The sequence below is a fragment of the Pinisolibacter sp. genome (assembly GCF_036782435.1).
GTDB lineage: Bacteria > Pseudomonadota > Alphaproteobacteria > Rhizobiales > Ancalomicrobiaceae > CALBKH01.
Genome location: NZ_DAIPZB010000015.1, coordinates 15890 through 39307, shown reverse-complemented (window position 1 = coordinate 39307; position 23418 = coordinate 15890). Strand labels below are relative to the sequence as shown.

At 68.0% G+C, this 23418-nt stretch carries 21 protein-coding genes; 14 read left to right on the top strand and 7 right to left on the bottom strand.

The window, feature by feature from the left end; all coding sequences use genetic code 11:
- The first annotated feature begins 69 nt into the window (after positions 1-69).
- A complete protein-coding gene (locus tag V7Q42_RS08540) occupies positions 70-504 on the top strand; it encodes a DUF2000 domain-containing protein (protein WP_333823560.1) in 435 nt (144 codons plus the stop codon).
- A gap of 10 nt (positions 505-514) precedes the next feature.
- Here the strand turns inward: V7Q42_RS08540 and V7Q42_RS08535 are convergent, their stop codons facing one another.
- Positions 515-1360, bottom strand: a complete 846-nt coding sequence (locus V7Q42_RS08535) for an AraC family transcriptional regulator (protein WP_333823559.1) — start codon at positions 1358-1360, stop codon at positions 515-517.
- 11 nt (positions 1361-1371) lie between these two features.
- Positions 1372-1977 (bottom strand): TIGR00730 family Rossman fold protein, encoded by a 606-nt coding sequence (locus V7Q42_RS08530; protein WP_333823558.1) that lies wholly within the window; start codon positions 1975-1977, stop codon positions 1372-1374.
- A 295-nt stretch (positions 1978-2272) separates the two neighbouring features.
- On the opposite strand from V7Q42_RS08530, the gene V7Q42_RS08525 reads away from it, so the two are divergent.
- The 3 genes from V7Q42_RS08525 (at position 2273) to V7Q42_RS08515 (ending at position 6106) form a co-directional block, all read left to right on the top strand.
- The gene (locus V7Q42_RS08525; protein ID WP_333823557.1) at positions 2273-4165 is read left to right on the top strand and encodes an ABCB family ABC transporter ATP-binding protein/permease; all 1893 of its coding nucleotides are present in this window, start codon (positions 2273-2275) and stop codon (positions 4163-4165) included.
- A gap of 365 nt (positions 4166-4530) precedes the next feature.
- The gene (locus V7Q42_RS08520; RefSeq protein WP_333823556.1) at positions 4531-5235 is read left to right on the top strand and encodes a phosphatidylserine decarboxylase; all 705 of its coding nucleotides are present in this window, start codon (positions 4531-4533) and stop codon (positions 5233-5235) included.
- Between the two features lie 28 nt (positions 5236-5263).
- Positions 5264-6106, top strand: a complete 843-nt coding sequence (locus V7Q42_RS08515; RefSeq protein WP_333823555.1) for a CDP-alcohol phosphatidyltransferase family protein — start codon at positions 5264-5266, stop codon at positions 6104-6106.
- A 21-nt stretch (positions 6107-6127) separates the two neighbouring features.
- Here V7Q42_RS08515 and V7Q42_RS08510 read toward each other — a convergent pair whose 3' ends face one another.
- Positions 6128-6373: a hypothetical protein gene (locus tag V7Q42_RS08510; RefSeq protein ID WP_333823554.1), complete on the bottom strand. Its 246-nt coding sequence runs from the start codon at positions 6371-6373 to the stop codon at positions 6128-6130.
- Positions 6374-6562: 189 nt separating this feature from the next.
- Between V7Q42_RS08510 and V7Q42_RS08505 the strand changes: the two genes are divergently transcribed.
- From V7Q42_RS08505 to V7Q42_RS08495, 3 genes are all read left to right on the top strand, one after another.
- Positions 6563-6988, top strand: a complete 426-nt coding sequence (locus tag V7Q42_RS08505) for a hypothetical protein (protein WP_333823553.1) — start codon at positions 6563-6565, stop codon at positions 6986-6988.
- Between the two features lie 304 nt (positions 6989-7292).
- The gene (gene puuE, locus V7Q42_RS08500; RefSeq protein ID WP_333823552.1) at positions 7293-8207 is read left to right on the top strand and encodes an allantoinase PuuE; all 915 of its coding nucleotides are present in this window, start codon (positions 7293-7295) and stop codon (positions 8205-8207) included.
- Positions 8208-8366: 159 nt separating this feature from the next.
- Positions 8367-8531 (top strand): Flp family type IVb pilin, encoded by a 165-nt coding sequence (locus V7Q42_RS08495; RefSeq protein WP_333823551.1) that lies wholly within the window; start codon positions 8367-8369, stop codon positions 8529-8531.
- A gap of 109 nt (positions 8532-8640) precedes the next feature.
- On the opposite strand, the gene V7Q42_RS08490 is transcribed toward V7Q42_RS08495, so the two are convergent.
- The 3 genes from V7Q42_RS08490 to V7Q42_RS08480 all read right to left on the bottom strand — a co-directional run bounded on the left by V7Q42_RS08490 (position 8641) and on the right by V7Q42_RS08480 (position 12734).
- Complete coding sequence (locus V7Q42_RS08490) at positions 8641-10332, bottom strand: methyl-accepting chemotaxis protein (RefSeq protein WP_333823550.1); 1692 nt, start codon at positions 10330-10332, stop codon at positions 8641-8643.
- 255 nt (positions 10333-10587) lie between these two features.
- Positions 10588-11694: an ATP-dependent DNA helicase gene (locus V7Q42_RS08485; protein ID WP_333823549.1), complete on the bottom strand. Its 1107-nt coding sequence runs from the start codon at positions 11692-11694 to the stop codon at positions 10588-10590.
- Positions 11695-11789: 95 nt separating this feature from the next.
- Positions 11790-12734, bottom strand: a complete 945-nt coding sequence (locus V7Q42_RS08480) for an AEC family transporter (RefSeq protein ID WP_333823548.1) — start codon at positions 12732-12734, stop codon at positions 11790-11792.
- Between the two features lie 240 nt (positions 12735-12974).
- Here V7Q42_RS08480 and ilvD point away from each other — a divergent pair, with 240 nt between their 5' ends.
- The 7 genes from ilvD (at position 12975) to V7Q42_RS08445 (ending at position 22083) form a co-directional block, all read left to right on the top strand.
- On the top strand, positions 12975-14831 hold the full coding sequence (ilvD, locus tag V7Q42_RS08475) for a dihydroxy-acid dehydratase (protein ID WP_333823547.1): 1857 nt from the start codon (positions 12975-12977) through the stop codon (positions 14829-14831).
- A 72-nt stretch (positions 14832-14903) separates the two neighbouring features.
- The gene (locus V7Q42_RS08470) at positions 14904-15341 is read left to right on the top strand and encodes a VOC family protein (protein ID WP_333823546.1); all 438 of its coding nucleotides are present in this window, start codon (positions 14904-14906) and stop codon (positions 15339-15341) included.
- A 239-nt stretch (positions 15342-15580) separates the two neighbouring features.
- Complete coding sequence (locus tag V7Q42_RS08465) at positions 15581-15826, top strand: acyl carrier protein (RefSeq protein ID WP_333823545.1); 246 nt, start codon at positions 15581-15583, stop codon at positions 15824-15826.
- A 4-nt stretch (positions 15827-15830) separates the two neighbouring features.
- Entirely contained in the window at positions 15831-17018 is a 1188-nt protein-coding gene (locus V7Q42_RS08460; protein WP_333823544.1) for an acyl-CoA dehydrogenase family protein, read from the top strand.
- Positions 17019-17025: 7 nt separating this feature from the next.
- Positions 17026-17976, top strand: coding sequence for an amino acid--[acyl-carrier-protein] ligase (locus tag V7Q42_RS08455; RefSeq protein ID WP_333823542.1), 951 nt, complete (start codon positions 17026-17028; stop codon positions 17974-17976).
- A 320-nt stretch (positions 17977-18296) separates the two neighbouring features.
- Entirely contained in the window at positions 18297-19283 is a 987-nt protein-coding gene (locus V7Q42_RS08450) for a DUF1839 family protein (protein ID WP_333823541.1), read from the top strand.
- Positions 19284-19614: 331 nt separating this feature from the next.
- Positions 19615-22083 (top strand): glycosyl hydrolase 2 galactose-binding domain-containing protein, encoded by a 2469-nt coding sequence (locus tag V7Q42_RS08445; RefSeq protein ID WP_333823540.1) that lies wholly within the window; start codon positions 19615-19617, stop codon positions 22081-22083.
- A 65-nt stretch (positions 22084-22148) separates the two neighbouring features.
- On the opposite strand, the gene serA is transcribed toward V7Q42_RS08445, so the two are convergent.
- Positions 22149-23387 (bottom strand): phosphoglycerate dehydrogenase, encoded by a 1239-nt coding sequence (gene serA / locus V7Q42_RS08440; RefSeq protein ID WP_333823538.1) that lies wholly within the window; start codon positions 23385-23387, stop codon positions 22149-22151.
- Between the last annotated feature and the right edge of the window lie 31 nt (positions 23388-23418).

The window sequence follows — 23418 nt, the reverse complement described above, 5'->3', positions numbered from 1 at the left end:
CGTACAAGACCGCGACTCTCCTTCGCCGCAAGGGTGCTCTCATCCGAAGCGCCGACGAAGGAGGGCCTCTTGACCGAAGAAACCGTGCGACCCGACGGGGCGAACGACCGTTGCGTGATCGTCGTCGACGAGGCACTGCCCGTCGGCCGGGCGGCCAACGCCGCTGCCGTCGTCGCCCTGACCATCGGCCGCCGCCATCCCGGGTTGGTCGGAGACGATCTCGTCGACGCCGGCGGAGGGCATCACCCGGGACTGATCCCGATCGGCATCTCCGTCCTCGCCGCCACCGCCGCGGACCTCGTCGCGGTCCGCGGCAAGGCCCTCGCGCGCGGAATCGACGTCGTCGACTTCCCCACTGCCGGCCAGGAGACGACCGACTATGCCGCCTTCGGCGACGCCGTCGCCCGCACGCCGGCGGGAGACCTCGGCTACGTCGCCGTCGGCCTCGTCGGTGCGCGCCGCGAGGTCGGCAAGGTCGTCGGTCGTCTGCCGCTGCTGCGGTGAGGGTCGCCGGTCAGGTCGTCGCCGGCGCGGCGCGGAGGGCGCTGCGGAAGGCGCCGGGCGTGATCCCCATGCGCCGGCGGAAACACCGCGTGAGATGCGCCTGATCGGCGAAGCCGACGGCGGCGGCGACCTCGGCCGGCGCTTCGCCGCGCCGTAGCAACTCGACCGCGGCCCGAACACGCGCCTGTCGCTGGTAGGCGTGCGGCGTCAGGCCGGTGTGACGCGTGAAGGCGCGCAGCAGCCGGAACGGCGGCAGACCCGCCGCCGTCGCGATCTCGCCGAGCCGGACCGACCGGGCGAGGTCGGCATCGAGGAAGGCACGTGCGAGGCCGACCGCCCGCGGTTCGCGACCCGGCTCGGTCACCGCGATCTCGGTGGTGGTGTGGTCGGCGACGAGGCGTTCCCCGAACGTGAGCCAGCACTCGTCGAGCCCGAGAGCGTCGGCCTCCGCTTCGGTCCCGCGATGGAGGGCGAGGAACAGCGACAGCAGCCGCGCGTCGCGGATCACCGGGCCGCGAATGTGCCCCTCGCCGCGGCGTCGTCCACCTTCGGCGAGTTGCTCGGCGAGGCGTGCCGGGTCGAGATAGATCGTCCGTTGCGACCAGCCACACGCGGCCGCCGCCTCGCCGGCATGGACCACCTCCGCGTCGATCGCGTAGAGATCGCCGGCGCGTGCCACGAAGTCGGTGTCTCGCATCCGGATGTGGATGGCGCCCCGGGTGATCAGCGCGAGGCAGGCACGATCGTGAGTGTGCGGATCGTAGACGAAATCGCCGAAGCGCCCGGCCAGGAACTCCGCATCGTGCGTCGGGCTGCGCCAGAAGCTCGAACGGACGGCGTCGGACGCCCGGCCCATGCGTCGCCTCCTCACATCTTGCCGAGATCCACCGCCCCGGCTTCCCTTCCCCGCGCCGCGAGCTGGGCGAGGCGCTTGCGCATCTTCGGCAGGATGTCGTCGATCGAGTTGGCCACGCCGTAGGAAAGCTCGAAGCCCGGTCGGATGAAGGCGTTCTCCTGCATGTGATGCAGGAGCGTCACCAGCGGATCCCAGAACGCGGCGATGTTGGCGAGCATGATCGGCTTGGCGTGGCGGCCGAGCTGCGCCCAGGTCATCTGCTCGACCACCTCCTCCAGCGTGCCGATGCCGCCGGGCAGCGCCACGAAGGCGTCGGAGTGCTCGAACATCAGCCGTTTGCGCTCGTGCATGTCGGCGGTGACGATCAATTCGGTGACCTCGGGCAGCATCACCTCCTTGTCGACCAGGAACTGCGGGATGATGCCGGTGACCTTGCCGCCGTCGGCGAGGCAGGCCCGCGCCGCCGCACCCATCAGCCCGAGCGAGCCGCCGCCGTAGACGAGGCGGATGCCCTCGCGCGCCAGCAGTTGCCCGAGTTCGATCGCCGCGCCCTCGAAGGCCGGATCGGCGCCGGCGCCGGAGCCGCAGTAGATGCAGATGGCGGAGAGTTTCGACACGGGGAGAAGTCCTCTGGTGGCGTCCGGCCGGCGCCGCCGACCGGCCCGCCGACGGCGACCGCGGGGCGGTCGAGTCGGCGGTCGGGTTCCCTGCCACTCTAGCGCTTCCGTGTGACGCCGAAACCCCGTGCGTCCGCGACCCGGATGTCCGCGGCCGGCCGTGACCCGGATGCCTCATGCGTCCCGCCGAGGGCGGCCATGTCCGCGGGGTGCCTTTGAAATCCTCGAAAGAGCCTCTATCTGAGGAAGACGGCGCCCGCGCCATCGTTTCCTTGTCTCCGATCCGGTTCTTCCCATGTCACGTATCCATCGCCCCGTCGGCCCCGTCACGGCCGACGAAGGAAAGACGCTCGAAACGCTGAAGAACCTGTGGCCGCACCTGTGGCCGGCCGATCGTCCCGAGCTGAAGCGGGCGGTGGTGCTGGCGCTCTTCGCCCTGGTCCTGGGCAAGGTGCTGACCGTCTTCCTGCCCTACGTCTACAAGTGGTCGACCGACCTGCTCGCCGTCGGGCCGCAGCCGGAGAAGGTGCAGCTTCTCGCCGTACCGGTGCTGTTGGTGGTCGCCTGGGGTGTGGTGCGCGTCGCTTCGGTCGCCTTCAACCAGTTGCGCGACGCCCTCTTCGCCGCCGTCGGTCAGCACGCCGTGCGCGGCCTCGCCACCCAGACCTTCCGCCATCTCCATGCGCTGTCGCTGCGCTATCACCTGACGCGCCGCACCGGCGGCCTCTCCCGCATCGTCGAGCGCGGCGCCAAGGGCATCGAGACCATCGTCCGCATCTCGATCCTCGCCGGCGTGCCGACCATCGTCGAGTTCGCGCTGATGGCGGGCGTGATCCTGTGGGAGTTCGACTGGATCTACGTCGGCGTCATCCTCGTCACGACGGTCGCCTACGTCTGGTTCTCGGTCGCCGCCTCGCAGTGGCGCATCGGCATCCGCCGCGTGATGAACGAGGCCGACACCGACTCCATGTCGAAGGCGGTCGACAGCCTGCTGAACTTCGAGACGGTGAAGTACTTCACGGCGGAAGAGCTCGAGGCGGCGCGCTACGACCGCGCCATGGCGAAATACGAGGGCGCGGCGATCCGCACCTACACCTCGCTCGCCTGGCTGAACTTCGGCCAGGGCGTGATCTTCTCCGTCGGCATGGCCGCGTGCATGGCGCTGTCGGCCTGGGCGGTGATGAAGGGCGAACAGACCGTCGGTCACTTCGTCATGATCAACGCGCTGATGCTGCAGCTCGCCGTTCCGCTCAACTTCATCGGCACGCTCTACCGCGACATCAAGCAGTCCCTCGTCGACATCGAGAGCCTCTTCGCCGTGCTCGATCAGCCGGCCGAGGTCTCCGACAAGGTCGACGCGAAGCCGCTGGCGATCGGCGAGGCGGCCGTCCGCTTCGAGAACGTCACCTTCTCCTACGACCCCGATCGGCAGATCCTCAAGGGCGTCTCCTTCGAGGTGCCGGCCGGCAGGACCGTGGCCATCGTCGGCCCGTCGGGCGCGGGCAAGTCGACCATCTCGCGACTGCTCTTCCGCTTCTACGACGTCTCCGGCGGTCGCATCACCATCGACGGACAGGACCTGCGCGACGTCACCCAGACGTCGCTGCGCCACGCCATCGGCATGGTTCCGCAGGACACCGTGCTGTTCAACGACACGGTGGCCTACAACATCCGCTACGGCCGCCCCGACGCGACCGACGCCGAGGTCGAGGAAGCCGCCCGTCTCGCTCAGATCGGCGACTTCATCGAACGTCTGCCCAAGCGCTACGAAACGGAGGTCGGCGAACGCGGCCTGAAGCTCTCCGGCGGCGAGAAGCAGCGCGTCGCCATCGCCCGCACCATCCTGAAAGCCCCGCCGATCCTGATGCTCGACGAGGCGACTTCGGCGCTCGACACCCACACCGAGCGCGAGATCCAAGGCGCGCTCGACAGCGTGTCGCGGAACCGCACCACCCTGGTCATCGCCCATCGTCTGTCGACCGTGGTCAACGCCGACGAGATCCTGGTCCTCGACCAGGGCGTCGTCGCCGAGCGTGGCCGTCACGAGGAGCTTCTGGCGCAGGGTGGCCTCTACGCCTCGATGTGGACCCGCCAGCGCGCCGCCGACGAGGCCCGCGAGCAACTCGAGAAGACCGAGGCCGACGATCCCTTCGGCGTGGTCAAACGTGGTGCGCCCGCCGCGGAGTGAGGGGAGGGGAGGGGCGAGGGCTCCCGATCTCTCACGAGTCGGACGCGGCGAAACGAGACCGATCCGGCCACCTCTTCGTGCGAGATGCTTCGAGACGGCGTCCTTCGGACGCTTCCTCGGCATGAGGCGTTCGATTTTTGATGGGAATCTCGAACCCCTCATCCTGAGGAGGGCCGAAGGCCCGTCTCGAAGGATCGCGCACCGACTCCGATCGGCCGAACTGCCCGAAATTTCCCTGAGGGGAGAAGAGAGGCAAGTCAGCACACCGCCTTCCCAACGCCGCAGATCCCGTATAGGTCATCGGCGAGATGAAACACGCCCGCGCCGTTCGATCCGAGCCGCGCGCGAGAAGACGAGACGCCCCCATGGACAGCCTGCTCTCCACCATCACCAGGGCCTTCCCGCCGATCAATCGCGAGGGCTGGCCCTTCGTCGCCATCGCCGCGGTGCTGACCCTGGTGATCGGCTCCTTCTGGCAGCCGCTGTTCTGGATCCTCCTCGGCCTGACCATCTGGGTCGCCGCCTTCTTCCGCGATCCGACCCGCGTCACGCCGCAGGGCGAGGGCCTGGTCGTCTCGCCGGCCGACGGCCGCATCTCGCATCTCGTCGAGGTCCTGCCGCCGCCGGAGCTGGGCCTGCCGGCCGAGCCGATGCTGCGCATCTCGATCTTCATGAACGTCTTCAACGTTCACGTGAACCGCATGCCGATCTCGGGGAAGATCGACCGGGTCGTCTACACGCCCGGCAAGTTCCTCAACGCCGAGCTCGACAAGGCCTCGCTCGACAACGAGCGCAACGGCCTCGTCATCACCCATTCGCTCGGCACGGTGGCCTGCGTCCAGATCGCCGGACTGGTGGCACGGCGTATCGTCTCCTGGGTGAAGGGCGGCGAGGAGTTGGCGGCGGGCAGCCGCTTCGGCATGATCCGCTTCGGCTCGCGCCTCGACGTCTTCCTGCCCGTCGGCACGGTGCCGCAGGTGGCGCTCGGCCAGACGACGCTCGCCGGCGAGACCATCCTCGCCGACCTGACGCAGGTGGGCGGCGCGGCTCGCCCGACCCGCGCTTCGTGAGAGTGGTGGCGCCACAGGAGGCCCGGCGATGGACGATCTCTTCCCGCCCGTCGAACACCAGTCGGTGAAGACCGGCCATCGCTTTCGCCTACGCTCGGTGCCGTTCCGGGTCGTCCTGCCCAATCTGGTGACGCTGCTGGCGCTCTGCGCCGGTCTCACCGGCATCCGCATGGGTCTCGAGGGGCGCTTCGAATGGGCGGTCGGCGCGGTGGCGCTCGCCGCCACGCTCGACGCCGTCGACGGTCGCATGGCGCGCTGGCTCAAGGGCACCTCGCGCTTCGGCGCCGAACTCGACAGCCTCGCCGACTTCGTCAACTTCGGCGTCGTGCCCGGCCTCCTGCTGCACATCTGGGTGCTGAAGTTCGCCCCGTCCTTCGGCTGGCTGGCGGTGCTCGGCTACGTCATCGCCGCGGTGCTGCGGCTCGCCCGCTTCAACGTCATGCTGGAAACGCCGAAACCGGCGTGGCAACAGAACTTCTTCGTCGGCATGCCGGCTCCGGCCGGCGCACTCTCGGCGCTGCTGCCGCTCTATCTCCAGCAGATCTTCGCCTTCCACCTCGATCGCGGCGTCGCCGTCCTCGTGGCGATCTACATCCTCTTCGTCGCCTTCATGATGGTCTCGACCATCCCGACGTGGTCCGGCAAGAAGCTCGGCATGCGCATCCCCCGCGAACAGATCATCCCGGTTTCGGTCGGCTTCGTGCTGTGCATCGCGGCGCTGATCAGCTTCCCCTTCGAGATCCTGGCGGTGGTGACGATCGGTTATCTCGCGCTCATTCCCTTCGGCTGGCGTCGCTATCGCACTCTCGCCGCCGCCGACGCCGCGTCACCGGCTCGGGACGGCGATCCGCAGGCGCCGCCGACGCCCTGATTTCGTGTGCACCGCGGGAGATCAGGCCGAGCCCTCTGCCTCTCCACTGAGCACCGATACGCGCTCCGCCAGACTGCTGCCCGGAAATGCGGCACGCAGCGCATGCAGCGCTTCCGCGTGGCTTCCCGGCCTCACCCGTTGGAGTAGCGCCCGCATCGCCATGAGCCGGATTTCGAGTTCCTGGTCGTAGCGCCCGGACACTGACGAAATGGCGGATTCCGGCCGGTCCGAGGGCGGGTTCGGTTGTTCTCGAAGTTGTCGCGACATCGGACGTCCTCCCGTTGTTCTGCGTGTCGCCTCTCGCGATCGGATAGCCCCCTCGGAAGCACACGCCGTGCCATGGCGCGGTGCACGCCGACGGGCATCCATCGGAAAAACACCACTGCTGCCATCCGCGCACTTTCCGTCCCGCGGTGATGGACTATGTTGATCGTGTCGATATCGGGAGAACCGGCGATGACGGGTGAGGAAGACCGGCAGGAATTCGATCTTTTCGATCCGGATCTGGCGACCGCGGGCGGGCCGCGACGTCTGCGCGACGACCCGCTTCTGCGCCTGCTCGCGATCAACTGGCTGATCGGTGCCGGCGTCGCCGCCGCCCTCGCCGCGGTGGTCCTGATCACCGACACGGCGCATCTGCGCACCCTGATGTTCTCGTCCTCCGAACCGTGGATCCCGATCCTGCTGCTGTTCTTCGGATTCATGGTCACCATGTGTTCGGTGGCCATGGGAGCGGCGATCATGTTCCTGCCGAAGGACGACGACGACGACGAACCCAGGGGCGGCATGAAGCTCGAGGTTCTGAAACTGCCGCAGTTCGGGCCGGCCCTGGCGCCCGTCCGGGCCGGCGCTTCGTCTTCGCGAGGCCGTCCGCTGCGCTGACCCCGCGGTTCCCCCGTCGATCCGTGATCACGGCCCGCGCCCTCTCCGGGGTCCGGGCCGGATCGATTCTCGATCCTCACAGGATCGGGCAAGCGACTGATCCGACTCCGATTCTCCACCCCGCCGGAATCGATGCGTGAAGCGACCGAATCGGATTCTGAGCTTGACCGTCTCGCAGCGTCACACGAGCTTCAGCCGCCGTTCGACTTCACCTCACGCGGCAGGGTGAGGCGCCGGCGCACTTGAAATTCCGCGATCGACCGGCGCACTCTTCGCCGACATCGCGTCTTCGGAGGGAGCCGACATGGCCGAGACCCCCGCCTATCCCCGTGATCTGATCGGCTACGGTCGCAACCCGCCGCATCCGCATTGGCCGGGTGAGGCGCGCGTCGCGGTGCAGTTCGTCGTCAACTACGAGGAGGGCGGCGAGAACTGCATCCTCCACGGCGACGCCGCCTCCGAGGCCTTCCTCTCCGACGTGCTCGGCGCCCAGCCCTGGCCGGGCAAGCGCCACATGAACGTCGAGAGCATGTACGAATATGGCTCGCGCGCCGGCTTCTGGCGGCTGTGGCGGCTCTTCGCGGAGCGCGAACTGCCGGTGACCGTCTACGGCGTCGCCACCGCGCTCGCCCGCAACCCCGACGCCGTCGCCGCCATGCACGAAGCCGGCTGGGAGATCGCCTCGCACGGGTTGAAGTGGATCGACTACCGCGACTTCACGCCCGAGGAGGAGCGCGCCCACATCGCCGAAGCGATCCGCATCCACACCGAGACGACCGGCTCCCGTCCCCTCGGCTGGTACACCGGCCGCACCTCGGCCGCCACCCGCGACCTGATCAAGGAGGAGGGCGGTTTCCTCTACGACAGCGACAGTTACGCCGACGACCTGCCCTATTGGGAGAAGGGGCCGAAGGGGCCGCATCTGGTCATCCCCTACAGCCTCGAGACCAACGACATGCGCTTCTCCAACGCCCCCGGCTTCACCGAGAGCGAGCAGTTCTTCACCTATCTGAAGGACACGTTCGACGTCCTCTATGCCGAAGGCGAGACCGCGCCGAAGATGATGTCGATCGGCCTGCACTGCCGCCTCGCCGGCCGCCCCGGCCGCGTCGCCGGGCTGAAGCGCTTCCTCGATCACATCGCCGCCCACGACCGTGTCTGGGTCGCCCGCCGCATCGACATCGCCTGGCACTGGCACGCCCATCACCAGCCGGCGTGAGCCGGGACTGGGTGGGCGAACGCAGGGTTACCGATCCATTCTCGATTGCCCGGCAAACCAGGGGTCATCCAAGAGTGTATGTTAACGGGTCGGTGCGATGATGAGTGTCGAGGTTCGCGGATCCGTGGGCCCTTCGAAACTCATCGATGGAAGATCGTCATGAAAAATCTGGTTCGACGTTTTGTCGCATGTGAAGATGGTGCCACGGCGATCGAGTACGGCCTCATCGCGTCGCTGGTGGCGGTGGCCATCATCGCCGGCGCCGGCGCACTCGGCAACAACCTCAACAACACCTTCAACAACCTCGCCGGCAACATGAAGTGAGCCGAGCGGCCGCCGCGCCGCTCCTCGGTCGTGTCACCGCTCGCGACGAAGACGCCGGCGACCCTGGTCGCCGGCGTCTTCGTCTCGATGGCTCTGGTGTCGTGTCGCCTCACGCCACCGCGACGTCGGCGAGGAAGCGGCGGATACGCTCGTCGAGGGAGATCGCGGCTTCCGTGAGGTCTTTGGCGACCGACGTCACCTCGTCGGCGACCCGCGAGGTCTCGCCGAGCGCGCCGGCCACGGTCGAGATCGACTTCGTCAGGCTCTCGGTGTCGTGCGCAACCTGGGTTCCGCGCGCCGAGATTTCCGAGGTCATCACCGTCTGTTCCTCGACGGCATGGGCGATGGTGGCGCTCGACTTCTCGATCGTCTCCAGCGTCTCGGTGACCGATCCGATCTGGTGCACCGCCTCGCGCGTCGCCGACTGGATGGCGCCGACGTTGCCGGCGATCTCCTCGGTCGCCTTGGTGGTCTGGGTGGCGAGTTGCTTGACCTCGCTCGCCACCACGGCGAAGCCGCGCCCGGCTTCCCCGGCGCGCGCCGCCTCGATGGTGGCGTTGAGGGCGAGGAGGTTGGTCTGGTCGGCGATGGCGCGGATCAGGTCGACGACCGCGCCGATCTTCTCGGCGGTCTCCGCCAGCGTCGCCACCGAGCGGCGTGCCTCGCGTCCGAGATCCGCCCCTGCCGCGGTGACCCGTTCGGCCTCGGTGATCTGTCGGCCGACGCCGTTGACGGTCTCGGACAGGTCGTGCGTCGCCCGGGCGACGGCACCGACGTGTTCGGCGTCGTCGTAGGCGAGTTTCTCCGCGTCGCGCATCGACCGTCCCGTGGCTTCGGCCATGCGGGTGAGGGTCTCGGCCGAACTGTTCATGTCGTCGGCGGTGGTGCGGACGAAGCCGACGATCTGTGCAGCCTCGGCGCGAAAGTCGGCGATCACCTTCTCGACCCGCGCCGATCGCGCCAGCCGGTCCTCGGCGATGCGGCTCTCCTCGGCCTTGAGGGCGTCGCGTTCGATCATCGACTGGCGGAACACCTCGACGGCGCGGGCGATCTGCCCGACCTCGTCGCCGCGGCGGGTATAGGGGACGTGCGCGTCCGTCGTTCCCGACGCCATCGCGCCCATCACCGCATTGAGCCGATCGACCGGTCGGGTGACACCGCGGCCGAGCCACAGCGCATAGAGGACGAAGGCGATCATCGCCGGTGTGCATCCGGCGGCGATCCAGGCGACGGTCTGCAGAATGCCGCGATCGACGTCCCAGACGAACGAACCCGATCCGATCATCCAGTTCCAGCCCGGGACTTTCGAGGCGAAGGAGATCTTGCGCGATGGCGAACTCTCCCCGGCCTTCGTCCAGTGGTAGGAGACGTAGCCGCCTTTCTCCGCGGCCGAGACGAGAGCCTCGGCGAAGGTGCGGCCGTCGTCGACGGTGAAGCGAGCGAGGTCGTCGCCGACCTTCGAGGCGGTGTCGCCGGAGGCGAGCAGCTTGCCGCGCGCATCGAAGGCGAAGAGGTAGTTGTCGCCCTCGAACCGGATCGAGTCGATGGTGGCGAGCGCCTGCTTCTCGGCCTCCGCGTCGCCGATCTCGCCCGCCTTCACCCGCGCCTGCAGGACCTGGATGTAGGAGGACGTCGCTTCGACGACGCTGCGCGCCTGGCCCTGGCGCAATTCGATCATCGATTGTCGGAACTGCCAGATCGCATAGACCGTGCCGGCACTCATGATGGTGACGGCGATTGCGATGATCGTGAGGAATCTCAGACCGATCGTCATGTTGAAGCCGGATTTCGGGCTGGCCATCGCAGTGTCGGGCTCGTCGCTGAGGGACATTTTGTCACGAAGAAGCTAGGCACCGTTGGGTTAACAAAGTCGAAGCGGCGTCCCGAAGTTTCGAGTTTTCGAGCTCGCGAAAAGTACGAATTCCGTCTGAAATACCCAGAGAGAAAAGTGACGCAACGTAATGAGAGTGGAGTTCCGCTGACGTGGCCGGTCATCGTGTCGACCGACGCATGTATTCGGTGCCGGAGAAACGGTCGGGGAGGCGTCACAGAGACGTCACAAGACGACGGTGAGCCGTTCCGCGGCGCGCGTCACCCCGGTATAGAGCCAGCGGGCGCGGTGTTCGCGGAAGGCGAAGCTCTCGTCGAACAACACCAGATCGTCCCACTGCGACCCTTGCGCCTTGTGCACGGTGAGGGCGTAGCCGTAATCGAACTCGTCCGACTTGCGCCGGACCGCCCAGGGCAGGGCCTCGGCGCCGCTCTCGAAGAACGCCGGCCAGACGGATGCGGCTATACGTCGCCGTTCGAACGTGTCCTCCGGTGCCAGGTCGAACTTGAGGAAACCGCTCTTCGGATCCTTGACCCGGGTGACGCGGAAGATGCCGCCGTTCTGCAGGCCCTTGGTCTTGTCGTTCCTCAGGCACACCAGCTTCTCGCCGACCTCCGGGGTGGGGGAGGTGTAGCCGCGCAGTTCGCGGATGCGGGCGTTGTAGAGCTGGCGCGTCTTGTTGCGTCCGACCAGCACCTGATCGGCGGAGAGGATGCGGTCGGCGGTGATGTCGCGCCGACGGATCACCCGCGTCTCGCCGTAGTCGCCGACCGAGAGATCCCGTCCCTCGCGGATGTCCATCGACAGGCGGATGATCGGGTTGTCGGCCGCCTGCCGGTGGACCTGGGTCAGCATGATGTCGGGCTCGACCTCGGTGAAGAAGCCGCCGCCCTTGACCGGGGGGAGCTGTGCCGGGTCGCCGAGCACCAGCGTCGGCTTGCCGAAGGACAGGAGGTCCTTGCCCAGCTCCTCGTCGACCATCGAGCACTCGTCGATGACGATCAGCGACGCCTTGGCCGCGTCCGACTGGCGGTTGAGGGCGAAGGAGAAGGTCTCCTCCTCCTCGTCGTCTTCCGGCGGCCGTTTCGGCCGGTAGATCATCGAATGGATGGTCGAGGCGTCGACGCAGCCTTTCGCGCGCATCACCGAGGCGGCCTTGCCGGTGAAGGCGCCGAACAGCACGTCGCCGTCGATCCCCTCGGCGAGATGGCGGGCGAGCGTCGTCTTTCCCGTCCCGGCGAAGCCGAACAGGCGGAACACCTGCGGGGAGCCCGTCTTCAGCCAACGGGCGATCTCCTTCAGAGCCGTATCCTGCTCGCTCGACCAATCCATGCCGAGATCCGTGACTCACCCATCGCGTCGTCGTGCGTTTCTACTGCAACGAGAACAAAAAGAAAACAAGCATCGATCCGTCGAATGGCGCCGTCTCAGGGATGGCCGATCCACATGAGCCATGCGCTCGCCGTCACCGCCGCGGTCACCGTGGTCACCGCGATCACGTTGGAGGCGATGGTGCGGCCGACCCCGAACTGGGTGGCGACGAGATAGACGTTGATACCGGTCGGCACGCTGCCGATCATCACCAGTGGCCCGACGATGTCGTCGTCGACGCCGGCGAGCCGCCCGATCGCCAGCACGAAGGCGGGCAACGCCAGGAGCTTCAGCGCCGAGATGGAGAGCGCCGGGGCGACCTCGCCGGCGAGGCTCTGCCCGTGCATCGACATGCCGAGCGAGACGAGCGCGATCGGGCTCGCCACGCCGCCGAGTGTATGGATCGTCCGCTCCAGGATGCCGCTCGGGCGGAACCCGACGAAATGGGCGACGACGCCGGCCAGAAGCCCGAGGATGATCGGATTGCGCAGCACCGCCAGCGCGATGCGGCCGACCGCGGCGAGCGGTGACACCGGTTGGCCGTCTCTCGCCTCGGCGCGCAGCAGCAGCACGGTCGCCGTGGTCATCCACAGCGGCAGATGGACCGAGATGACCATGGTGGCGATCAGGACGCCGTGATCGCCGAAAGTGCGCTGGGAGAGCGGCAGGCCGACGAAGCCGATGTTGGCGAAGGTCGCGCCCATCCCGGCGATGACCGCCGTCTTCGCCGGCAGCCGGAAGACGCGCCCGGCGATCGTCTGCCCGAGGACCCACGAAGCCGCCGCCGCCGGATAGTAGCAGCCCCACACCTGCCACGGCGACGCCGCGCCGAGATCCGCCTTGACCAGCGTCTCGAACAGCATCAGCGGAATACCGACGGTAGCGGCGAACGTCGCCAAGCCTTCGCCGACACTCGGCTGCAGAATGCCGGTGACGGCCAACGCCCAACCGAGCGCCACGAAGGCGAAGATCGGCAGGACGATGTCGAAGGCTTCGGTCATGTCGCCCGCGCGGTCGGCCGGCGGCACGGCGTCCGCGGCGGGAGGAAGGTCACTCTCCTCGCCTAGCAGAGCAGCGCGCCGCGCGACAGGGGGGGCACCACATGGCGTGCCCGCCGCATCCGCATGCCCAATGCGACCCCAGACCTCTGGTTTCGCGCGCCCGAAACCGCTATGTCGGTTGCCCTGATCGAAGACCGCCAAGACGGCCGCTTTCGCCGCCGGATGAGAGGGACGCTCCCCATGCCCGCCTATCGCTCCCGCACCTCCACCCACGGCCGCAACATGGCCGGCGCTCGTGGCCTCTGGCGCGCCACCGGCATGAAGGAGAGCGACTTCGGCAAACCGATCATCGCGGTGGTGAACTCCTTCACCCAGTTCGTCCCCGGCCACGTCCATCTGAAGGACCTCGGCCAGTTGGTGGCGCGCGAGATCGAGAAGGCCGGCGGCGTCGCCAAGGAGATGAACACCATCGCCATCGACGACGGCATCGCCATGGGTCACGACGGCATGCTCTATTCGCTCCCCAGCCGCGATCTCATCGCCGACAGCGTCGAATACATGGTCAACGGCCACTGTGCCGACGCCATGGTCTGCATCTCCAATTGCGACAAGATCACCCCCGGCATGCTGATGGCGTCGCTGCGCCTCGACATCCCGACTGTCTTCGTCTCCGGCGGACCGATGGAGGCCGGCAAGGTCATTCTGTCGACCGGCACCACCAAGGCCGTCGACCTCATCGACGCGATGATCGCCGCGGCGGATGAGAACGTCTCCGACGAGGACGTGAAGTCCTACGAGCGCAACGCCTGCCCGACCTGCGGCTCCTGCTCCGGCATGTTCACCGCCAATTCGATGAACTGCCTGACCGAGGCGCTCGGCCTGTCGCTGCCCGGCAACGGCTCGATGCTCGCCACCCATGCCGACCGCAAGGCGCTGTTCCTCGAGGCCGGCCGGCTGATCGTCGATCTCTGCAAGCGGTATTACGAGGGTAACGACGAGAGCGTGCTGCCGCGCGCCATCGCCGGCAAGGCGGCGTTCGAGAACGCCATGACCCTCGACATCGCCATGGGCGGCTCGACCAACACCGTGCTGCATCTCCTCGCCGCGGCTCGAGAAGCCGGCGTCGACTTCCAGATGGCTGACATCGACCGGCTGTCGCGCCGCGTCCCCTGTCTCTGCAAGGTCGCGCCGGCGGTGGCGAACATCCACATGGAAGACGTCCACCGCGCCGGCGGCATCTTCGCCATTCTCGGCGAACTCGACCGCGCCGGCCTGCTGACGACCGATCTGCCGACCGTCCACACCGCGACGCTGAAGCAGGCGCTCGCCCAGTGGGACGTCATGCAGACCAACTCGATCGCGGTGCGCACCTTCTATGCCGCCGCGCCGGGTGGCGTCCCCTCGATCGAGGCCTTCAGCCAGGATCGTCGCTGGGACGAACTCGACGTCGATCGCAAGAAGGGCGTCATCCGCTCGCTCGACAACGCCTATTCCAAGGACGGCGGCCTCGCGGTCCTCTACGGCAACATCGCGCTCGACGGCTGCATCGTGAAGACCGCCGGCGTCGACGAGTCGATCCTGAAGTTCGAAGGTCCGGTGAAGCTGTTCGAGAGCCAGGACGCCGCGGTCTCCGGCATCCTCGGCGGCGGGGTCGTCGCCGGCGACGTCGTCGTCATCACCTACGAAGGCCCCAAGGGCGGCCCCGGCATGCAGGAGATGCTCTATCCGACGAGCTATCTGAAGTCGAAGGGGCTGGGCAAGGCCTGCGCCCTGCTCACCGACGGCCGCTTCTCCGGCGGCACCTCGGGTCTCTCCATCGGCCACGCCTCGCCGGAAGCGGCGGAGGGCGGCAACATCGGCCTCGTCGAGGCCGGCGACCGCATCCGCATCGACATCCCCGATCGGACGATCGAACTCTTGATCTCCGACGCGGAGATGGACGCGCGCCGGGCGAAGATGGAGGCCAAGGGCAAGGACGCCTGGAAGCCGACGGCACCGCGCGCCCGCAAGGTCTCCGCCGCGTTGCGCGCCTACGCCGCCATGGCCACCTCCGCCGCCAAGGGCGCGGTGCGCGACGTCAGCCAGATCGAGCGCTGAGAGGCAGCCGGAAGACCAGGGACCGGGCGGCATCTGCCCGGTCTTGCCCGGCGATCCCGGAGATCGTGACCCATGGCGCTCGTGCGGATGGACAATATCGGCATCGTCGTCGAGGACCTCGACGCGGCGATCGCCTTCTTCCGAGACCTCGGCCTGGACCTCGAAGGGCGGGCCTCGATCGAAGGCGAATGGGCCGGTCGGGTGACCGGATTGGGCGATCAGCACGTCGAGATCGCCATGATGCGCACCCCGGACGGCCACGGTCGGCTCGAACTCTCGCGCTTCGTGACGCCGGCGGTCGTCGCCGATCATCGCGACGCCCCGGTCAATGCGCTCGGCTACCTGCGCGTCATGTTCACCGTCGACGACATCGACGAAACGCTCGACAGGCTCCGCGCTCGCGGGGCCCGGCTGGTGGGCGACGTGGTGCGATATCGAGACGCCTATCGGCTCTGCTATGTCCGCGGGCCCGAAGGAATTCTCATCGGATTGGCCCAGGAACTCGGCTGAATGCCGGACCGAGACGACGGGACACCGGCGATCGATCGCCGAGCGGGAATCTCGGGCAGTCGGGATCGATGAACGTGAGGGCGGGCGACCGGAAGGTCCCCGCCCTTCGTCGTTCCTCGGCCCCACATCCGTAGAAATTGAAGGTTCCGAGTAATATTCGATAAACCGCGTCCCTTCACTCGATGTTTCGACTTGTCTGCAATATTCCACTCACCGAATTGCAGACGAAGGGGAGCGTCATGGCTACGCAGATCCGTGAACTCATTGGTAACCACAAGATCTTGCCGGTTCCGTTGGAGCGGGTTCGCGACGAGGACGATCTCTACGAACTGGGAATGACGTCCTTCGCCTCGGTGCAGCTGATGCTGGCGCTGGAGGAGGCGTTCGACATCGAATTCCCCGAGCGCATGCTCAACCGCAAGACCTTCGCCTCGATCTCCGCGATCGACCGTTCCGTCACCGAACTCGTCTCGGGAAGGGCCTGAACCGATGAACGTCGCTGTGAAACACGCCTCGCTCACCACCTCCGCGCTCGAGCGCATGGCCCGCGTCGCCGACGAAGTGGCCGCCAAATTCGCCGCCGACGTCGATGCGACCGGCCGCTTTCCCGCCGAGACCTTCGACGCCTTGAAGCGTGAACGTCTGCTCGGCTGCTGGATCCCGAAGGAGTACGGCGGCGAGGGCCTGACCCTCACCGACATCTGCGCCCTGGTCGCCCGTCTCGGACAGGCTTGCGGCTCCTCGGCGATGATCTACGGCATGCATCAGATCAAGATGTCGAGCCTGATCCAGCATTCGGTCGGCTCCGACTGGCACATCGACTACATGCGTGAGTGCGCCCGCGATCAGCTCCTCCTCGGCTCGGCGACGACCGAAGGCGGCATCGGCGGCGACCTGCGCAACTCGATCTGCGCCGTCGAAGTCGAGGGCGATCGCTATCGCCTCACCAAGCAGGCGACCTGCATCTCCTACGGCCGCGCCGCCGACGCCATCCTCGCCACCTGCCGCCGCAACCCGGAGGCCGCCTCGTCCGATCAGGTCATGGTCGTCTGCAAGAAGGGTGACTACACCCTGCGCGAGACCGTCGACTGGGACACGATGGGCATGCGCGGCACCCGCTCGGAAGGCTTCGAGCTGGTCTCGTCGGGCGACGCCCGTCAGGTCTTCGTCCAGCCCTTCTCCGAGATCGCCGCCCAGTCGATGCTCGCCATGGCGCACATCATCTGGACCGCCACCTGGTACGGCATCGCCGCCGACACCGTGGTCAAGGCCCAGGCCTTCGTGAAGGCCGAGGCCAAGAAGCGGCCGGGCACCGTGCCGCCGGGCGCGCTGCGTCTCGCCGAGGTGTCGGCTTCGCTCCAGCAGATGAAGTCGCTGCTCGTCGCCGGCATCGGCCGCTACGAGGAGGCGCTCGCCGACGAGGCGCTGATGAACACCCTGTCGTTCATCGCCGAACTCAACACCATCAAGGTGTCGGCGTCTGAGCTCGGCATCGCCATCGCCCAGCAGTCGCTGATGATCCTCGGCCTCGCCGGCTATCGCAACGCCGGCCCGTGGACCATCGCCCGCAACTACCGCGATCTGCTCTCCGCCGCGATCATGATCAACAACGATCGCATCCTCGGCAACACGTCGAATCTGCTCCTGATGAGCAAGATCGACGTCTCCGTCGCGTGAGGTGAGAATGAACGCCATTCCCCCCGAGATCAAAGCGGCTCCGGCCGCCGATGCGCCGGCCGCCACCTTCCTCGATCGCCTGTTCGAGGACGGCGTGCTGATGCCGACCGGTGTCGACGGCCTCTACGGTCGCTCCGGCGCCTTCGAGGAGGTGATCGACGGCTTCGAGCGTCTCGTCGAGCGCTTCAGCCGCGAAGACGGCGCGATGAAGATCCATTTTCCCCCGGCGATGCCGCGGGTGAACATGGAGAAGTCGGGCTACCTCAAGAGCTTCCCGCAGCTCGCCGGATCGATCCACTCCTTCATGGGGTCGGATGCCGATCACTGTCAGCTGATCGCGGCGATCACCGAGGGCCGTGACTGGAGCGAATACCAGTCGCCGACCGATGTGGTTCTGACGCCCGCCGCCTGCTATCCGCTCTATCCGACGGTCGCGGCACGAGGCGCGGTGCCGGACGCGGGGCTCCTCTTCGACCTGAAGAGCTACTGCTTCCGTCACGAGCCGTCGAAGGAGCCGACCCGCATGCAGCTCTTCCGGATGCGGGAGAACGTCTGCATCGGCACGCCCGAACAGGTGAGGGAGTTCCGCGAGCGTTGGCTCGAGCGCGGTCCGAAGATGATCGCCTCGCTCGGCCTGCCCTGCGAGCTCGATGTCGCCAACGATCCGTTCTTCGGCCGCGGCGGCAAGCTGATGGCGCGCAACCAGCGTGACCAGCAGCTCAAGTTCGAGCTGCTGATCCCGGTCAACGACGGCGCCGATCCGACCGCTTGTCTGTCCTTCAACTACCATCAGAACCACTTCGGTTCGCTGTGGGGAATGAAGCGTGCGGACGGCGAGGAGGCCCACTCGGCCTGCGTCGGCTTCGGCCTCGAGCGCATCGCGCTGGCCCTCTTCCGCCACCACGGCAACGACGTGACGAAGTGGCCGGAGAGCGTGCGCGAAGTGTTGTTCGGGTGAGGTCTCGGGCCGCGCCCTCGGGCGCGGAACCCCTTCTCCCCTCGCGGGAGAAGGTGGCCGAAGGCCGGATGAGGGGGCTCGGCCACTCCTCCGGAACGACGCCGCCATATCCATGGCCCGTCGTCCCCGGCGCGCCGAAGGCGAGGGAAGAGGACCCATGGACGGGTCCTCGTGTCTCCTCGCCCGATCGGATCGCGGCCGGGCCGATGGTTCCCCTTCCCCTCCGTGGGCGAGCCCGCTCCGGCCGGGGATGACGTCCGAAGAAACTGCGATGCCGCCGACCTCGGCATCTCGGTGAAAGAGCTTCCGGAGACCCCCGCATGCGTTTCCCCGACCCCTCCTCCCATCGCCCCCATGCGCTGCACGCGGCCGATCGGCGGTGGCCGGAGACCAATTGCTGGACCGATCTGTGGATCGAGATCGTCGCGGCGCTCGGCCAGGAGCCCGCCGCCATGCTCGGCTTCACCGTGACGCAGAGCTACGAGGGCGATCAGGCGACTTTCTTCAAGGTGCCGCCCGCCGATCTCGAACGCCTCTACGGGCTGGAGCTTCTGGAGCTGTCGATCTTCGACCGGCTCGAGGCCCATGTCGTCGAGCAGGTCGCCCGTGATCGCATCGTCCTGGTCGAGGCCGACGCCCACTTCCTGCCCGACACGCTCGGCGTGACCTATCGCACCGGCCATTCCAAGACGACGATCGGCATCACCGCCATCGACCCCACCGCCCGCCGCCTCGACTACTTCCACAACGCCGGCTACTTCCGGCTGGAGGGCGAGGACTACGACGGCATCTTCGGCGCGCCCGGCGAGGCGCGCGATCCGGCGGTGCTCTTCCCCTATGTCGAGTTCCTGAAGATCCCCGAGCGGGCACCGGTCGTCGACCTGCGCCGCGAGGCGGTGGATCTTCTGAAGCGCCATCTCTCCCGCCGACCGGCGTCGAACCCCTTCGCCGCCTGGAGTGCCGATTTCCCGCGCCACGCGGCGGATCTGGCGACCCGGCCGCCGGAGTGGTTCCACATCTACGCCTTCAACCTGATGCGCCAGTACGGCGCCGACTTCGAACTGCTGGCGAGCCATCTCGCCTGGCTCGAAGCGCAGGGCGAGACCGGCCTCGAGCCCGCTCGCCTCGCGGCGGAGGAGATCGCCGAGACCATGAAGGTGATGCAGTTCAAGCTCGCCCGCGCCATGGCGAAGAAGCGCTTCGACGGTCTCGCCGAGATGATCGACGCCTGTGCCGTCGCCTGGGAGCGCTGCATGGGCACGCTCGCGGCGAAGTACCTCGGCGAGGCGGCCCGCCGCGCGGCGTGAGTGGCGATCCCATGATCGCAGGGGCGAGCGGCTGCCGCTCCGCGCCGAAGGCGCCTCTTCCTTCTCCCCTTGCGGGAGAAGGTGGCCGAAGGCCGGATGAGGGGTCTGGGCCTCTCGTCTCGCTCCGTGCCCGCAGCCTGCGTCCGGTCGCGCGCTCACGCGCGCGCCCCCTCATCCGCCCCTGCGGGGCACCTTCTCCCGCAAGGGGAGAAGGGGGAGGGCGCCGCCGCGCCCGTCCCATATCTCCTGCCTCGTTCGTCGATCCCGCGCCACCCGTCTCTTCCGCGTTCCATGCGATGATCTCTCGCCTGCGATTCCCCGGAGCCCCCTCGTGACACAGCCGCTGCCGATCGACGCCTCCCGCCGCGCTCTCGATGCCGGATGGCGCATGGCCTCGACCGTGCCGGGCGCTTGGGCCACTCCCACCGATATCGACCCCGCCGGCGAGTGGTGTGAGGCGATCGTCCCCGGCACCGTCGCCGCGACGCTCCGCGCTCATGGGCTGTGGTCGGAGGACGAGCCGACGCCGCTCCATGATCGGGACCATTGGTATCGCTTGGCGCTGGACATCGCTGGCCGCCGCCGCCTGCGCTTCGACGGGCTCGCCACCTTCGCCGAGGTCTACCTCGACGGCGTCGAGATCCTGCGCGTATCTTCGATGTTCCTCGCCCACGAGGTCGATGTCGATCTCGCACCCGGCATGGAACTGGCGATCGTCTTCCGTTCGCTGACCCGGGCCCTCGATCGCCTGAAGCCGAAGCGCGCCCGCTGGCGTCCGCGCCTGATCCCCGAACAGCGGCTGCGCGCCGTCCGCACCACGCTCCTCGGCCACATGCCCGGCTGGTGCCCGCCGATCGACATGGTCGGGCCGTTCCGCCCGATCACGATCTCCGACCCGTCGACCGACCCGATCCGCGACGTCCGCCTCGACGCCACCTGGGACGGTCTCGACGGTTACCTGAAGGCCCGCCTCGTCTTCGAGGAACCGACCGCGCCCGCCACCGCGCGCCTCCTCTGCGCCGGCTGCGAGACCCGCCTGACCCTCGACGCCGACGGCGCCCTCGTCGGCGAGGTGGCGCTCGCCGGCATCGAGCCGTGGTGGCCGGCGACCCACGGCTCGCCGACCCTGCACGAGGTCGAGGCCGAGATCGACGGCGTCCGCTTCGCGCTCGGCCGCGTCGGCTTCCGCTCCATCACCGTCGATCGTGGCCCCGACGGCAAGGGCTTCGGTCTGGTCGTCAACGACGTGCCGGTCTTCGTCCGCGGTTCGGTGTGGGTGCCGACCGACATGGTCGGCCTCGCCGGCGACCGCGCCATCTACGAGGACGAACTCACCCGCGTCCGCGACGCCGGGCTCAACATGGTCCGCGTCCCCGGCATCGGCACCTACGAGAGCGACGCCTTCCACGACCTCTGCGACGAACTCGGCCTGCTCGTCTGGCAGGACCTGATGTTCGCCAATTTCGACTATCCCGCCGCCGATCCCGACTTCGTCGCCCTCGCCCGCACCGAGGGGGCGCAGGTGGCCCGCCGCCTCGCCGGTCATCCGTCGAGTGCCGTGGTCTGCGGCGGCTCCGAGATCACTCAGCAGGCGGCGATGATGGGCCTGCCGCCGGCGTCCTGGGGCAACGCCCTCTTCGACGACATCCTGCCTGCGGTGGTCGCGGCGCAGGCGCCCGGCCTTCCCTGGGTCCGCTCGACTCCCGACGGCGGGTCCATGCCCTTCGTCGCCGACACCGGCGTCACCCACTATTACGGCGTCGGCGCCTATGGCCGCCCGCTCGACGACGCGCGGCGGGCGAACGTCCGCTTCGCCGCCGAATGCCTCGCCTTCGCCTGTGTGCCGGAGGAGAAGACGGTCGCCGAGCGCCTCGCAGTGCCGCCGGTTCATTCGCCCGCCTGGAAGGCCGGCGTGCCGCGCGACATGGGGGCCGGCTGGGACTTCGAGGACGTGCGCGAGATCTACGAGCGCATGGTCTTCGGCGTCGATCCGGCGGCGCTGCGCTACGACGATCCGGAGCGTCATCTCGATGTCGCCCGCGCCACCGTCGCCCATGTGATCGAGGAGACGCTGCGCGAATGGCGCCGCCCCGGGTCCACCTGCCGCGGCGCGCTCGTCTTCACCCATCGCGATCCGAAGAACGGCGCCGGCTGGGGCCTCGTCGATGCCCTCGGCCGGCCGAAGTCGGCGTTCCACGCGTTGGCGCGCGCCTCGGCCCCGATCGCCGTGATCCTGTCGGACGAGGGGGTGAACGGCCTCGACGTCCACCTCGTCAACGACACCGCTGTCGCGGTTCGTGGCCGGCTCGAACTCGTGGCGCTGGCCGACGGCCACCGCCCGGTGGTCTCGGGCACCCGTGACGTCGAGATCCCGCCGCGCGGTTCACTGTCGTTCGCCGCGACCGATCTCTTCGGCGCCTTCTTCGACACGACACGCGCCTACCGCTTCGGCCCGGCGGCGCACGACCTCACCCATGCGAAACTGGTCGGTTCCGACGGCGAGATCCTGGCGGAAGCCTTCCACCGGCCGCCCGGCCGACCGATCGCGAAGAAGCGCACCGGCCTCGCGGCGCGGGTCGAGCGCAGTGGTGACGATTGGGATCTGGTGGTCGCCTGCGACGAGGCCGTGACCTCGGTCGTCGTCTCTGACGAGAACTTCACGTGCGCCGACGGCTTCCACATGGCCCCCGGCGAAAAGCGCCTGCGCCTGACGCGGCGGCCGGAAGCGCCGGCCGACGCGGTACCGGACGGCCACGTCCGCGCATTGGACGCCCGCGAACGGGCGACCTATCGTTGGTGAATGACCTCTGATGGTCGGGTGCAATTCGCCTTCGGCTCTTTGCACCCTATGATCCCACGCCGCTCTCAGTAGAGCAGCCGCGCCCGGATCGTTCCCGGGATCGCCCGCATGGCGGTGAGGATGTCGTCGGCATGGTCGCCGGCGCCGTCCGCCTCGATCACCACGTAGCCGACCTCGCCCTCGGTCTGGAGGAACTCCGAACCGATGTTGAGGCCGCGGTCCGAGATCAGGTTGTTGAGCTTGTTGAGCATGCCCGGCCGGTTCTCGTGCACGTGGATGAAGCGCGTGCCGTTCGGGCGCGGCGGCAGCTGCACCTGCGGGAAGTTGACCGCACCGATCGTCGAACCGATGTCGGAATAGTCGACGAGCTTGCGCGCCACCTCCGCGCCGATGCGCTCCTGCGCCTCCTCGGTCGAGCCGCCGATGTGCGGAGTGAGGATGACGTTCGGCAGGCCCTGCAGCGGCGAGACGAACTTCTCGGCGTTCGACTTCGGCTCCTTGGGGAAGACGTCGACGGCGGCGCCGGCGATGTGGCCGCTCTTCATCGCCGCGGCGAGCGCGTCGAGATCGACCACCGTGCCGCGGGCGTTGTTGATGAAGTAGGACCCCTTCTTCATCTTCGCGAACTCGGCCGCGCCCATCATGTTCCGGGTCTGGTCGGTCTGCGGCACGTGCAACGAGACGACGTCGGAGACGGCGAGGAGCTCGTCGAGCCGCTCGGTCGGCTCGGTGTTGCCGTGGCGCAGCTTGTCGGTCAGGTCGAAGAAGATGACCCGCATGCCCATGCTCTCGGCGAGGTTGGAGAGCTGCGAGCCGATGTTGCCGTAGCCGACGATGCCGAGCGTCTTGCCGCGCACCTCGAAGGAGCGGTCGGCCGACTTGTCCCAACCGCCCTGATGCGCCGACACCGAGCGATCGAAGATGCGCCGCATCAGCATGACGATCTCGCCGATCACCAGTTCGGCGACCGAGCGGGTGTTGGAGAAGGGCGCGTTGAACACCGGAACACCGCGCTTGCGCGCCGCGCCGAGGTCGACCTGATTGGTGCCGACCGAGAAGCAGCCGACCGCCATCAGCTTGTCCGCCGCTGCGAACACCTCTTCGGTGAGTTGGGTGCGCGAGCGGATGCCGATCATGTGGACGCCGGCGACCGCCTCCTTGAGCGCGTCGCCCTCGAGCGCCTTGGGCAGGTGGACGAGGTTGGTGTAACCGGCCGCCTTCATCAGACCGACCGCGGTCTGACTGATGCCTTCGAGAAGAAGGACGGAGATGCGGTCGCGCGGCAGCGAGAGACGAACGGTCATGGTGAGGTCCCGATGGAAGAGAGGCGGAAGC